The organism is Streptomyces sp. NBC_01314 (assembly GCF_041435215.1).
Taxonomy (GTDB): domain Bacteria; phylum Actinomycetota; class Actinomycetes; order Streptomycetales; family Streptomycetaceae; genus Streptomyces.
Genome location: NZ_CP108394.1, coordinates 551,511 through 564,638, shown reverse-complemented (window position 1 = coordinate 564,638; position 13,128 = coordinate 551,511). Strand labels below are relative to the sequence as shown.

General features: G+C 70.8%; 14 protein-coding genes and 3 pseudogenes. 13 read left to right on the top strand and 4 right to left on the bottom strand.

Features of this window, described 5'->3' with window-relative positions; all coding sequences use genetic code 11:
* The first annotated feature begins 75 nt into the window (after positions 1-75).
* Positions 76-813, top strand: coding sequence for a TetR/AcrR family transcriptional regulator (locus OG622_RS02600; protein ID WP_371572866.1), 738 nt, complete (start codon positions 76-78; stop codon positions 811-813).
* A 406-nt stretch (positions 814-1,219) separates the two neighbouring features.
* Here the strand turns inward: OG622_RS02600 and OG622_RS02595 are convergent.
* Positions 1,220-1,408: pseudogene (locus OG622_RS02595) on the bottom strand (ACT domain-containing protein); the annotation flags it as partial.
* Positions 1,409-1,535: 127 nt separating this feature from the next.
* Between OG622_RS02595 and OG622_RS02590 the strand changes: the two are divergent.
* The 12 genes and pseudogenes from OG622_RS02590 to OG622_RS02535 all read left to right on the top strand — a co-directional run bounded on the left by OG622_RS02590 (position 1,536) and on the right by OG622_RS02535 (position 10,620).
* The gene (locus tag OG622_RS02590; RefSeq protein WP_371572865.1) at positions 1,536-1,721 is read left to right on the top strand and encodes a hypothetical protein; all 186 of its coding nucleotides are present in this window, start codon (positions 1,536-1,538) and stop codon (positions 1,719-1,721) included.
* Positions 1,722-1,859: 138 nt separating this feature from the next.
* The gene (locus OG622_RS02585; RefSeq protein WP_371572863.1) at positions 1,860-2,744 is read left to right on the top strand and encodes a hypothetical protein; all 885 of its coding nucleotides are present in this window, start codon (positions 1,860-1,862) and stop codon (positions 2,742-2,744) included.
* A 318-nt stretch (positions 2,745-3,062) separates the two neighbouring features.
* The gene (locus OG622_RS02580; RefSeq protein WP_371572862.1) at positions 3,063-3,623 is read left to right on the top strand and encodes a hypothetical protein; all 561 of its coding nucleotides are present in this window, start codon (positions 3,063-3,065) and stop codon (positions 3,621-3,623) included.
* A gap of 20 nt (positions 3,624-3,643) precedes the next feature.
* Positions 3,644-4,150 carry a hypothetical protein gene (locus OG622_RS02575; RefSeq protein WP_371572860.1) on the top strand — a complete coding sequence of 169 codons (507 nt, stop codon included), beginning with the start codon at positions 3,644-3,646 and terminating at the stop codon, positions 4,148-4,150.
* Positions 4,151-4,174: 24 nt separating this feature from the next.
* Positions 4,175-4,534, top strand: a complete 360-nt coding sequence (locus OG622_RS02570; RefSeq protein WP_371583987.1) for a 4a-hydroxytetrahydrobiopterin dehydratase — start codon at positions 4,175-4,177, stop codon at positions 4,532-4,534.
* A pseudogene (locus tag OG622_RS02565) lies at positions 4,480-4,923 on the top strand (XRE family transcriptional regulator); the annotation flags it as partial. The gene OG622_RS02570 and the pseudogene OG622_RS02565, both read left to right, overlap by 55 nt.
* A gap of 414 nt (positions 4,924-5,337) precedes the next feature.
* Positions 5,338-5,883 (top strand): AAA family ATPase, encoded by a 546-nt coding sequence (locus OG622_RS02560; RefSeq protein ID WP_371572858.1) that lies wholly within the window; start codon positions 5,338-5,340, stop codon positions 5,881-5,883.
* Between the two features lie 420 nt (positions 5,884-6,303).
* Positions 6,304-7,005 (top strand): hypothetical protein, encoded by a 702-nt coding sequence (locus tag OG622_RS02555; protein ID WP_371572857.1) that lies wholly within the window; start codon positions 6,304-6,306, stop codon positions 7,003-7,005.
* Positions 7,002-7,682, top strand: a complete 681-nt coding sequence (locus OG622_RS02550) for a DUF4166 domain-containing protein (protein ID WP_371572855.1) — start codon at positions 7,002-7,004, stop codon at positions 7,680-7,682. Before OG622_RS02555 ends, OG622_RS02550 begins: the two co-directional genes overlap by 4 nt.
* Positions 7,679-8,320: a TetR/AcrR family transcriptional regulator gene (locus OG622_RS02545; RefSeq protein ID WP_371572852.1), complete on the top strand. Its 642-nt coding sequence runs from the start codon at positions 7,679-7,681 to the stop codon at positions 8,318-8,320. The genes OG622_RS02550 and OG622_RS02545 overlap by 4 nt, the downstream gene beginning before the upstream one ends.
* Before the next feature lie 320 nt (positions 8,321-8,640).
* Complete coding sequence (locus OG622_RS02540) at positions 8,641-9,036, top strand: transposase domain-containing protein (protein WP_371572850.1); 396 nt, start codon at positions 8,641-8,643, stop codon at positions 9,034-9,036.
* A gap of 225 nt (positions 9,037-9,261) precedes the next feature.
* Positions 9,262-10,620 carry a DUF4157 domain-containing protein gene (locus OG622_RS02535; RefSeq protein WP_371572848.1) on the top strand — a complete coding sequence of 453 codons (1,359 nt, stop codon included), beginning with the start codon at positions 9,262-9,264 and terminating at the stop codon, positions 10,618-10,620.
* A gap of 41 nt (positions 10,621-10,661) precedes the next feature.
* Here OG622_RS02535 and OG622_RS02530 read toward each other — a convergent pair.
* The 3 genes and pseudogenes from OG622_RS02530 to OG622_RS02520 form a co-directional block, all read right to left on the bottom strand.
* Positions 10,662-11,034, bottom strand: a pseudogene (locus OG622_RS02530) (DUF1684 domain-containing protein); the annotation flags it as partial.
* A 334-nt stretch (positions 11,035-11,368) separates the two neighbouring features.
* Positions 11,369-11,536 (bottom strand): hypothetical protein, encoded by a 168-nt coding sequence (locus OG622_RS02525; protein ID WP_371572847.1) that lies wholly within the window; start codon positions 11,534-11,536, stop codon positions 11,369-11,371.
* Between the two features lie 326 nt (positions 11,537-11,862).
* Positions 11,863-13,044 carry an FAD-dependent monooxygenase gene (locus OG622_RS02520; RefSeq protein WP_371572846.1) on the bottom strand — a complete coding sequence of 394 codons (1,182 nt, stop codon included), beginning with the start codon at positions 13,042-13,044 and terminating at the stop codon, positions 11,863-11,865.
* Between the last annotated feature and the right edge of the window lie 84 nt (positions 13,045-13,128).

Here is a 13,128-nt window from a genome sequence, read left to right as displayed (position 1 = left end):
AGACGTTAAGCCCAGACTTGAACAGCGTGCAAGTGCTTTCTTGAACTTTGTGCAAGTGCTGAGTACGGTGGAGCCATGGCACGCGACACCCTCACCCGGGACCAGATCGTCCGCACCGCCGTCGAGCTCCTGGACGCCGAGGGCCTCGAGGGGCTCAACATGCGCGCCTTGGGCAACCGGCTCAACTCCGCCGCCACGGCCATGTACTGGCACGTCAAGAACAAGGACAACCTCGTCCTGCTCGCCACCGACCAGGTGTGGAGCGAGCTCACGCTGCCCGACCTTGATGCGGTCGACTGGCGCACCGCGGCCACCGCCATGGCCACCGACCTGTACGCGATGTTCACCCGGCACCCATGGCTGGTGCAGGTCTTCGCCGCACACGTCGTCTACGGCGAGGGCAAGGCCCGCCACGACGACCACAGCCTCGCCGTCTACGAATTTGCCGGCTTCACCGGCGCCCAGGCCGACCAGGCCGCGGCCGCCGTCTTCACCTACGTCCTCGGCAACGCGGCCGGCGTCGCCGCGACCGCCTCACTCACACGCAAACTCAACGAGGCCCACAGCACCGCCGAAGAGCAGTTCCAACACGCCATGACCAAGGCGCAGGAGATCGCCATGCGCTATCCGCGCCTGCGCGCCCGGCTGGACACCCAGGCGGCTGCCGACTACGCCGCCGCTCCCGACAAGACCTTCGAGTTCGGCCTCCAAGCCCTCCTCGACGGCCTGGAGCAGGAACTCGCCGTACAGACCGACCCGAATCCCCATCGGTCAAGTCGGTCAGCAGCAGCCCACGGGCCCTGTCCTCGGTGAAGGGGCGTCGTACGGCATCGCACGCGACGCCTTCACCGAGCATCTCCCGCCCAGACCTCGCGGAACCGGCTGCTTCGGCCACGGACTCGCCAACTACCGTGAACTGCACTCGCCAACTGCGGTGAACACAAACGCCGTGACCAGCCAGGCGCACCCGCTCAACCGCCAACATCGCGAACAGTCACAAACCAGACCACGGCCCCGCTGATCGAGCCGTGCTGCCTGAGCCGGGGCAGCAGCTATGGAGGGGCCGACAAGCTAGGCGCGCCTCAGGGGCAGGCACCGTGAAGTCGGTGATGATGTCGGCGGATGCGGTCGGCCAGTCGGTGCCGAAGAGGATCCGGTCGGCACCGGCGGTGGCCACCAGAGTGCGCGCGCCGGAACGGAGACGCGGCGGGGCCGGGCCTCAAACGGAGCGCCGCGCGAGATCCTCCAGGAGGGCCACCGCCCGGTCGGTGTGCTGGTACGGAACGAACAGGTGGTCGTGGTGGAAACCGGCGACGACATTGCAGCTCAGGTCGGCTTCGTCGAGTTCCCGTGCGACCGACGCGGTCAGCCCGACCGCGTCGAGCGCGGAGTGCACGCGCAAGGTGATCCGCGCTGTCAGTGCCCCGCCATAGGGTGCCGGGTGTGGCCCGCTATCGGCCTCGACCCGCAGTTGTAACCCACCCACCGGCCCGCACCGCTGCCCGGAAGTCCCGACAGAGAGAGCAGATCCCGCCGTGTTCCAGGAGACACCCATCTTCAGCCGACTCGTCGCCGAGCGCGGCGACGTCCCCGCCCAGGTACGGGGCGAAGCCGAACGCATACGACACGACTTGGCCCGCGTCCTGCGCCAGGCGCCCGAATCCTCCCTGAGCACACCGCGCAACGTCCCGGGCCCGACGGCTCCCTCCACCGCCCTGTAAGGGTGCGAAGGGCCGACCGCTTGCCGTGATCCCGCGCAGCACGCCTCGCCCCTTCGGTCCTGGCCGCGCTGATGGCGTCCTGCGGCCCTGCGCCTGGAACGGCCCTTGCTGTCAAGGCCGCCTGGCATGGTTCGGATCATGTTCGAGGGACTTGAGGACATCGACTGGGCATCGATGGAGCACGCGTATGGCACCGCCGAGGAGGTGCCAGCACTGCTGTGGGCGCTGCGCTCCCCGCACACCGAGGAACGCCGCAAGGCCCTCGACCGCTTCTACGGCGCGGTCCACCACCAGGGCAGCGTGTACCCGTCGACGGCAGCCAGCCTGCCCTTCCTGTTCGAGCTGGCTGCCGACGGCACCACGCCTGAGCGGGCCGCCGTCGTCGCGCTGCTGGTCAGCATCGGCCGGGAGTCCCTCGACCTGGGCTTCGAGGACGACGGCACCGAGATCGAGTACTACCCACCGATGGGCTGCGGGCAGGCCGTCGCCTTCCTGCGCGAGCGGGGAGCGCAGTTCGCCGAACTCGCCCGCGACCCCGACCCGGACGTGCGCCTGGCCGCGATCGGCGGGCTCGGACTCTTCCTCGACGATGACGCCGACCTGGCCGCCGCCGTGCTGCGCGAGCGGCTGGCCGCCGAGCGCGACATCGAGGCGCGGCTGAGGATCATGGAGGCGGCGGCCACCCTGGCAATGCGCCTGCCAGCGGCCTCGCAACAGGTGATGGGCTGGCTCTCCGGGCTCGCCGCCGACCCGGCCCGGGGCCCGGTGACCCGGCTCGCAGCCGTGGTCCAGCGGGCCCGTTGCACCCCGGATGAGATCGGTGAGGACGCCGTGCCGGTCGCCGTCGGCCTGCTGCGCGAGACTGCCCACGCCCTACCCGTGCGGCCGATCGCACCGACCCCGCCGGTATCCACGGTCACCGCCGACGCTTCCGGCGGGCCGGGTGGTGGTTGCGGATCTCCACGTTGCGGTCCGAGACCCGCGACCCGTCACCCCGGCCCTTGGCCTCGGTCCGCTCCTTGACCAGCGCGACGCACACTCCGCAGTCGTAGGGTGGTGTCGGCTGATCGCCCCGCCCGCTCCGGCGAGGGCGCCCCAGATGCCGAGGGCCAGGGGGAGACCGACAGTGACCGGCGGCTCGGGCATCGTCTGTTGCCTCATCCGCCCGACCTCCACCAGCCTCCCCGATGGGAGGCTTACCGTCGCGTTCCGTGTACGTGCCGTCATCACAGTTGGATGATGGGCTGACACGCACAGACGCAAATAGGTCGTGCCGTGGCCATCCGTGGCCACGTGGCGGCCATGGCCGGGAGACGACGCGATGACACCCAGACTGGACAGGTGGGCCGCAACGATGCGCTGAGGGCCGCACGGCTACGGACGGGCTGGCGGACCATGGAGCAAGCCGCCGCCCGGCTCACCGAGCACGGGCAACGGCTCCTCGACGACCCCCACTTCACGGTGTCCCCGCGCACGTGGCGACGGTGGGAGGGCGACCGCCCCGGCTGGCCTCCGGAGGAGACCGCCATCGTCATCCACGACGCGCTCGGCAGTTGGCCCGAAGACCTCGGATTCACCACCCCGCCCGGATGGATCCGACCCGAGCACCACGAAGAGGAGCAGGTGAAGCGCCGCGCATTCGCCTCGGTCACCGCGTCAGCTCTCGTCGCGGGCCCGGTCGCGCCGCAGCACGTCGACCCTGCCCTGATCGACTACTTCCAGACCCAGTTGGAAGGCCACTACCGGGCGGACATGTTCCTCGGCCCGCACGACCTGATCGGCACCGTCTCCGCGCAGTATCAGCTGCTCGACAAGCTCGTGCGCTCCGTGAAGGGGGAGACCCGCCGCGGCCTCCTCCGGGTCGGGGCCGTGTACGCCGCCCTCGTCGGCTGGCTGGCCTGATCGGCTACTCCCTCGTCAACTTGGCCCAGGTACGCACCGACCTCGGCGACGGGCACGCAGTCATCGACCTGTGCGAGGCCGCGCTGGAGGACTCGCACCGCCTGGTGCCGAAGGTCCGCATCATGGCCATGCAGCAGCAGGCCCACGGAGTCAGCCTCACCCACGACCGGGACGCCGTAGACCGGCTGATCGACGAAGCGGACGGACTCCTCGCCCAGGTCGACGACGACCTTCCGTGGGGCAACGCATACAGGCGTACGCCCGGCTACCTCGAAGTGCAGCGCGCCACCTGCTACGGCAGGCTCGGCCTCGGCGTCGAGGCAGTCTCCCTGTGGGGCCAAGCCCTCGACGTCGTCCCCGAGACTGCGCGCCGTGACCGCGGCGTGTACCTCGCCCGCCACGCCACCGCGGCGGCCGGCGCGGGCGAGCCGGACCAGGCACTGGAGATCGCCCGCACGGTGGCGGACATCGCCGTCGAGACCCGGTCGGCCGGGACCTTGCCGAGGTCCTGGCGCCCGCGACCGTAGGGAGCCGACGTGGCAGAGGTACCGGTGCCGCTGACCGAGGACGAGATCGCGACGGCCCTGGCCGCAGTGCCGGGCTGGCGACGGAAGGGGGACGGGATCACCCGCTCGTACGCGATCAGGTATCACGGCGGGGTCGCGATGATCGTGCACGTGGCGGACGTCGAGCGGCTGATCAGCCACCACACGGACATCGATCTGCGGTGGGGGAAGGTCTGGTTCGGGATCACCACGCACGACGCCGGGCACAGGCTGACCGTCGCGGACTTCGACCTCGCCCAACGGATCGACGCGATTGCTGCGGCTCATGGGGCTGTGCCGCTCAACGACCAAAGGCAGTCGCCCAGATGCTGCGCATCTCCCGGCGCACCGTCGAGCAGTACGTGAAGGACCAGATCAAGAAGCCCCGACCGGACCTCGCCGCCCGTCTGGAGGCCCAGGTGAAGAAGCGGTGGCAGCCGCAGGTCCGGGCCAAGTCGCGACAGAAGGCGGCGACCACCGGCGGCATCGTCATCGACACCCGCGCCCGGATCGGCTACACCGCGCCGATCGGGACGACGGACGAGGACCGGCTCCGGCACCTGACGGTCGCCCTGCCGCCGCAGTACGCCGCCCGCCTCTTCGACGCCCAGGAGGCCGGCGCCACCGACCAGCAGCTCCAGCAGATCGCCGCCGAAGCACTCAAGGAGGTGTACTTCCAGGACAACGGACGCCGCGCGGGCCGGCTGGAGGAGGTCCGCTTCACCGACATCGAGCACCTCGAGTTCGACCTGTAGAGAACGGCCGTGACGACGTGAGCTCCGGGCCGCTGTGACTGAGCACTTCGGTTGGCGGATGAGCGCTTGAATTGGCGGAGCCACGTTCAAGGCGCCGCAGGACTGAGCCCGGTTCGCTTGACGCGCAGGTTGCTGACGGATCGACGTCCGGGTCGGCTATGGTGCAGGAATGTGCTGTTGCGCTGCTATGACTACCCGTGCCGCCGCTTTGCGGCGGTATCCGAGGGTGCCGTAACCACGGCCCTTTGCTGATGTACCGCCGGATCAGTGTTCTGTCGGCAGTCACACACTTGTTTCTGTGCTGCCGGGCCATCCTGCCTGATCAGGGGAGACATGTCTCAGTCGCAGCGTTTCGATTCACAGTACGAAAACCCATTCCCGTTCCCATGCCCGCATGCAGCCGGACCCGTTGTCATGCAGGACCCGGGTGTCGCCTCCCTGCTCCTGATGGTCGGGCTCCCTGGAGCCGGGAAGACCACCTGGGCCAATGAGCTCGCCGTAACGCATCTGGCGCTGCGGCTGACCCCGGATCACTGGATGGTCCCGCTCTTCGGCGATTCGATGGCCGACGGCAGGCGCTTTGTGCTCGAAGGGCGGCTCATCTCGGTAGCCCTGCAGGCGCTGCGGCTGGGGACCAGCGTCGTGCTCGACTACGGGCTCTGGGACCGCGATGAACGGTCTGCACTGCGCTGGCTGGCGCGGTCGGGCGGGGCAGCGTGCCAGGTGGTCTACCTGCCCGTGGACAAGGATGTCCAGCTCGCCCGCATCGCGCACCGCCAGGCGACGGCACCGCATCAGACGTTCCCGATGAGTGAGGCCGACGTAGACCGATGGCGGGAGAAGTTCCAGGTGCCTGACGCCGCCGAACTCCACGGCGGCGAGATCCCGCCCCCGCCGGCGGGCTGGCCGGGCTGGCCGGAGTGGGCGGCAGACCACTGGCCCTCGTGCACCGATAGCTGACCCGGCTGTCCCGCCTGGGAGCGTCTTGACGGCGTTCGTGCTGACCTGCGGGGCCGCTGTCGTGTTGCCCCAGGCCGGCACACGCGTCTCCGCAGGCGGCTGGCGTAGCTCAACTCGCCAACTGAAGCGCTCAGTCACGTGACTGAGCGCTGTAGATGGCCCCTGAGCGCTCTAGTTGGCCCTTACGCTCCTGGGGCGGGACGGCCGAGCCAGTCAGCGGCGCCCGTCCGCTCCCCTCCTCTTCCGCAGCCCCCGGCCGACCGACCGGGGGCGCTGTCGCGTGCGTGCGCGGTCGTGGGTGAGGGGCGTCCTGAGCGCACGCTCCAACCGGCCCGCCGATCTTCTTGAGCGTTCGCTCAAACTGGGCTACCTTGCGGTTTGAGCGAATGCTCAAACCGTGAGAAGGATGAGATGGCGGCCATGGGGTTGTACGTGGAGACCGTGATCGACGCCGATATGGACGTCCTCTGGGAGCGGACCCAGGACCCGGCGCGGCACCAGTCCTGGGACCTGAGGTTCACCTCGATCTCCTACCTGCCCCGCGTCGAGGGAGAGCCGCAGCGCTTCCGCTACGCGACCCGGCTGCTGCCCCTCCTGTGGATCGCCGGCACCGGAGTCAGCGCGGGCGAGCGGCAGCGGTCCGACGGCACGCGCGTCTCGGCGCTGCGCTTCGCCTCGGGCCACCCGCTCTCGCTGCTCGCCGAGGGCAGCGGCTACTGGCGCTACGTCCCCGGCCCCACCGGGATCCGCTTCCTGACCGGCTACGACTACCGCCCGCGCTGGGGCCGCTGCGGTGCCGTCGCCGACCGGCTGGTCTTCCGGCCGCTCATGGGCTGGGCCACCGCCTGGTCCTTCGACCGGCTGCGGCTGTGGTGCGAACGCGGGACCCACCCGCGCGCCGCCCTCGCCCGCGCCCTCGGGGAGAGCGCCCTGCGCCTGGCCCTGGTCCTTGCCGCCCTGCTCGCCTCTCCCGTCGCCCCGCTCGCCTTCGCGGCGGGCACCGCCGTCCTGGCCGCCCTGCTGCCCCCGCTGCCCGGCACCCCCGCCGCACGCCGCTGCCGACGTACGCCTCCCGTGCGCGTCCGCGCCCCCCGGCTGCTCGCCGTCCTGGAGTCCTCGTGACCTCGATCTTTCACACCCACATGGGCGCCGACTTCGGCCGCCTGCACCCCGAGATCCGGCGGCGCTTCTCCGTCGGGCTCGACAGCGGCGAAGCCTGCGTCGGGCGCGGAACGATGGAGCGGATCCGTCACGGTGCCCCTTTCGTCAAGCCGTTCCTCCGGCTCGGCGGGACGCGCAACATCCTCGTCCCGCGCGAGGGACGCCATGTGCCCTTCGTCATCGAGAACTTCCCCTACGTGGACTCCTTCGGCCGCGAGACCGTCACCTTCGCGCGGACCTTCCAGCTGCCTGACGGCCCCCACCGCTTCGACGCCACGATGGTCTTCAGCCCCGAGCGCGACTGCGTCCTCGACTACCTCGGCACCCACCAGCACCTCGCCAGCGACCTCCACATGAGCGCCGAACCCGACGGCTCGCTCCTCATCCGCTCCGGCGAGCACCGCTTCCGCGAGGGCCCCGTCGACGTTCGCGTTCCGTCCCTGATCGGAGGCGAAGCCGAGGTCCGCGAGTCGTTCGACGAGAGCACCGGCCGCTTCCGGATCCGGGTGCGGGTGACCAACCGGCATTTCGGCTTCCTCTTCGGCTACGAGGGCTCCTTCACCGCCGAGTACGTCGACGCGGGCGGGAGCGGACTCCGCGCCGGCCTGCGGCCCGTCCGCGAGGAGGCCCGCGCGTGAGCGCGTCCGGCGGGGCCACTCGCCTCAAACTCCTCGAAGGGGCCCTGCGCACCCTGGTCGAGCAGGGCATCGCCAAGACCTCGGCCCGCTCGATCGCGACCACCGCCGGGGTCAACCAGGCGCTGATCTTCTACCACTTCGGTTCCGTCGACGAGCTCCTCGCCGCTGCCTGCGTGCACGGCGCCGAGCAGCGCGTCTCCCGCTACCGCGAGCGGCTCGCCGCCCTGGACTCCCTCACGGAACTCCTGACCTTCGCCCGCGCGATGCACGCCGAGGAACGGGCCGCCGGCCAGGTGGCCGTCCTCGGTCAGCTGCTGGCCGCCGGCCAGACCGTGCCCGCCCTCGCGGCCGCGACCTCCGCCGGGCTCGCGCTGTGGATCGAGGAGCTGGAGGCCGTCCTGACCCGGCTGCTCGCCGCGACCCCCCTGGCCGCCTTCGCCGACCCCGCCGGGCTGGCCCGTGCTGCGGCCGCCTCCTTCGTCGGCATCGAACTGTACGAGGGCGTCGACCCCGAGGGCGCCGCCGGCGCCCTGGACTCGCTCGAACAGCTCGCCGTCCTCGCTCAGGCCCTGGAAGGACTCGGCCCCCTGTCCCAACGGGCAGTCACCCACCGGCTGCGCCGCCGCGCCCGAGACTGACCCGGCGTCGCCTCGCTCGGCCAACGCGGCCCACCCATTTGTCGGTGAGCGCAGGCTCGGCCGGACGGGCCAACTACGGTACTCAGTCCAATGCCGGTGATTTAGCGCATCGGTGCAGGTGGGACGCCATGCTGGTAGCGGTTTGGGTGGGTAGGACCCTGGGGTGCGTGAGGGGATTCGCCCCGATCTGATGATGCGCCGGATAATCTCGGGACACGGCGACGGGGCTCCCGGTAGGACAGAAGATCGACCAAGATCCGACTGCCTGCAAGGGAGCCCCGTCGGGCGCTCAGTCTGCCATCGCTGCTGCTTCAATCGTCATGTCGACGCCCCGTCCAGTGTCCCCTCGAAGCTCCCGAAGGCGGTTGGAGCCACAGTTCGGCGACCGGATCCGGCTCGGCGTACTCACTGAGGAGATCACCCCCGAAGTGGTCGACGAGGTACTGGAGTTGACCGGAAGGGCCGAGCGCCGCCGCAGGCTTCTGCCGGCCCGCGCGGTGGTCTACTTCGTCCTGGCTCTGTGCTTGTTCAGCAGCTCGCCGAAGTCAGTAACTGTCTCGCCACTGCCTGGACCGCCGGCCCCGCCCTGTCCGGGGCACGTCCGTCATCGCCGGCCGTTCGTCGCGGTCGAACGGCTCCGCGCTCTGCGTCGCGAACGAATGCGGGGCCGGTGCGGGCGAACCGGGCCTATGCTCGAACGCCGAGGCTTCTGTTGATCGTTCGAGGTATGTCCACAAGGGTGCAAGGGCTGCCCTTGCGACCATTCACGTACCGGCCAACTTGCCATAAGCCAGGTGGAACAAGGAAAGACACCTCCTGGCCATCGACGGAGTGGATGAATGCGTACACAGCGAGAGCCGGACCAGAAAGGCTCTTCCGACCGGCGCGCACGATCGGTGCGTACCGCCGTCACACCTCCGGCGGTCCAAAGAGCGCTCGCGGTGAGGGCCCCGATCACGGCCGCGCAGGCTCGGGCACTTCAGGGCCTTGCGGGCAATGCCGCGGTCGTCCAGCGGCTCGCGCAGGACCAGGAGCGGCAGCAGGGGCACGACACGGGGTGCGGTGACGGCTGCGGCCAGACGCCGTCCGTGCAGCGCTCAGCCGTCTCGGACGTCATCAGCACCCCCGGCCGGCACTTCGACGGCCCGATGCGCAAGGAGGCGGAGTCGGTCTACGGCGTGGACCTGTCGCACCTGCGTACGCACACCGACGCGACTGCGCGCCTATCCGCCCAGGGCATCGGCGCCGATGCATACACATCCGGCAACCACATGGTCTTCGACGGCGCCATGACGCGCTCGAAGGTGCTGCACGAGGTGGCGCACACCTTCCAGCAGGCGGCCGGGCAGGTCTCGGGCAACGACAACGGCGACGGGCTGAAGGTCTCGGATCCCAACTCTCCGGAGGAGCGGCAGGCCGCCGCCATGGAGAACGTCAGCGCGCCGACAGCCGGCATCCAGCGGTTGATCTCGGCCGCTGCCGCACCCACCCCCGCGGAGTCTGTCCAGCGCATGGCTCGTCGCTCCAGCCGTTCGAGCACCCAGCGGGACAGCGAGCGCAGGGCGAACGAGGACGCGCCCCGTACCCACGCGCGCAGCCGCGCGGGCGCCGCCTCCAGCGGCAGCGGCCAGCGGGACCCCCTGACGGAGGCCGCACAGGTCCCTCTCCCGCGCCTCGGCCCGAACGGTGAGCCACTGTGGAGCGGGACCAGGACCCAGCTCACCTGGCTGCCCGGCACCGAGGAAGCGGTGCTGGAGATGACTCACAGCAGGGAGAGTTCACGTACCGGTACCAACCGCTACGAGTGCCAGCACTGCGGCGACATGGTTCTCAGCAGGGCGGCTGCCGCCAGCGCCAGGGAGAGGAACTGGTACGAGATCGATCACATCGAGGGCATCCTCGCCTACGTGCACCGCATGGTGGACCCCATTGAATGGGTGGCGGAAGTAGGACACGGCATCGACCGCGACGTCACGGCGATCACGCTGGAAAGCGCGCGGGAAGCGGCGAGCCACCTGAACAACCTCCGTGTCCTGTGCCGGCGTTGCAACGGCGGCAGTCGAGCGGCCAACAGCGAGAGCCGCCACATGGACCGCAACGGCCCGCAATGGACCAGCCTCCCCTACTACAGGGAAGTCGCCGCGCCTGTGGAGACATACGACGCCCCGCCGCCCACGGGTGGGGACTACGACCCCTCGGGTGGCCAAGGCGGCTACGGCGGCTACGGCGGGTACGGTGGACAGTCCTCGGCCGATCCCGGCTACAACGTGGTCGACGTGGCGCCCCGGTACCCCTACTGACCGGACCCGCTGACCGGACCCGCGCGGGGCTCGCGGCCGGGTCAGGGGCGGCCGCCTCGTTCCAGGGGGATGCGTTCGCCCGCCTCGATCGCTGCCGGCAGCCGGTTCTCAGTCGGCGGCAGGCGGCAGGTCGCGAGGTCGCTGTAGGCGCAAGGGAGGTTGCCCGCGCGGTTGAAGTCCACCGTCACCCAACCCTCCGCGTCTGGCGCGCCGATCTCCAGGGCGCGGTTTGCGGCGTACGTCGTCACGCCGGAGGTCGCGTCGGCGAACAGCACCGTCAGGCTGCGCGGAGCCTTTCCGTTGAACGTGGTGAGCCGTGCCGTCCGGGTCGAACTCGACCTGTCCGGCGGAGTCGTAGACGTGCCCAAGGCCTTCGACGGCGGCGCCGACGGTCACCGCGCGCGGTTCGTCGAACGCTTCTACCACCAGGGCCTGTGCACCGGCTGCCACCCGTGGTCCCCCGAGCGCCGCGGCCCGTGCCCGGACTGCTACGCCTGGGGCACCAGCGCCACGTCGCGGTGGCGCTGTTGGGGCTGTCTGGGCTGGCACCGCAAATTCTCCCGGACCGGGCCGGGCGGCAGGACCTCGAAGTCAACCGCTGACGGATGATCTTCTCCGCGGACTCTTGCCCACGACGAGCACGAGTACCCCGAGGACCGATCACACCAGCCCTTTGACCTCGGACTTCAAGTTGGCGGCAACTCACTGGATGCGCACCACCCGCACGGCACCGGCCGGCGCGGTGCGCCTACACGCCGGTGGTGCGCGCCGACTGCGCACCCGGTGCACGGTGCGCATCGTGGGCCTGGCGCAGGGCGGCGGTCTCCAGCTGCTCCAGGATTTCCGCGACGTCCTGGCCGTCCTCGGTGAGGATCTCTTCGGCGAAGCGGATGATGGCCCGGGCGATGCCCGGCACCGAAGCCGGGCACAGGTCGTCCTCGGCACGCAGCGTGGTGAGGAAGATCCGCCCGAGTGCGTCCAGGGCGAAGGAGTCCCTGCACGGGTCGCCCTCGTCGGCGCTGGGCAGCGCGGTGATCGGGGTGACGATCCGGTCGGCGACGTCTGGCTAGAGGCCCTGTCGTCAAAGTCTCCCGATAGGGCACGTGTTGTCCGGTGCGTGCATCGCAAGGCGGAGGTTCGCTCGAGTACTGGACGCAGTTGGGCGGTCCGACAACGAAGCGAGCAGCGGTGCTGGGCCGCGCGGCCCAGCGGGACTTTGACGACAGAGACTCGCGGTCCCTGCTACCCGGGGAGGCGGAAGCCGTTGAAGAGGTCGTCCATGGCGCGCAGGGCCAGGCGGGCAGGGGTGGCACGGACAGCGAGGTCGCGGGCCGCCACCGCGAGCGGGTTACGCAGGGCGCCCAGGCGGCCGACCCGGCGGGCGCGGACGCGCACGGCGTCGGTGCGCCCGCGGCGGGCGGCGGTGTACGCGGCGAGGGCGGCCGGGACGGAGTCTCCGCTGTCTCCGCCGTCTCCGGCGGGAAGCAGGTGCGCGAGGAGCACCGCGTCCTCGATGGCCTGGCAGCCGCCCTGGCCGAGGTTGGGAGCCATGGCGTGGGCGGCGTCGCCCAGCCAGGCGATCCGGCCGTGGTGCAGGGTGGGGAGCGGGGTGGCCAGGTCGTAGAGGTCGTTCTGGAGGACGTCGGCAGGGTCGAGGCGGCGGACGCGGTCCAGCAGGGCCGGAATCGGGTCGTGCCACGAGCCGAAGCGGCGCCGGAGTTCGGCGCGGGGGTCGGCCGACCGGGTGCCGGCCGGGAGGACCGCGGTGGCGTAGAGGTAGAACCGGCCGTCGGAGAGCGGGGTGACGCCGAACCGCTCGCCCCGCCCCCAGGTCTCGCTCATGGCCGGTATCCGGAGGTCCGGGGCGTCCACGATGGTTCGCCAGGCGGTCTCGCCGATGTAGTGCAGGCCGGGGTGGGCGGGGAAGTACGCGCGGCGCAGCGGGCTGTGGATGCCGTCGGCGGCGACGACCAGATCGGCGGGAAGGTTCGGGCCGACTGCCGTACGGATGGTCGGGCGGCCCGCGGCGTCGTCGACGGCGGTCACGGCGGTGCCGTAGCGGAGGGCCTCCGGCGGCAGGGAGGCGGCCAGGGCGGCGGTGAAGGCCGGGCGCGGGACGGCGATCGGGGGCATGCCGTAGCGGGCTGCCATGTCGGCGGTGTCGGTCCGGGTGAGCCACTGGCCGTCGGAGCGGCGTACGCCCATCGTCGTGGGTACGGCGCTGCCGGCGGCGCGGGCGGCGTCGACGCCGATGGTGTCGAGTGCGCGCAGGGCGTTGGGGGCGAGGCCGATGCCGGCGCCGGTGGCGGGGGGTTCGGGGGCGCGTTCGCAGACGGTGACGTGCCAGCCGCGGCGGTGCAGTGCGACGGCGGCGGTGAGGCCGCCGATTCCGGCCCCGGCCACCACCGCGTGACGTTTCGGCATGGAACACCACTTCCGTTCGGTTCGAGCACCCTCTACAGCCGCAGAGCCCTGCCTCTGCAATCGTAGAGTCAGGGCATGTCAGCA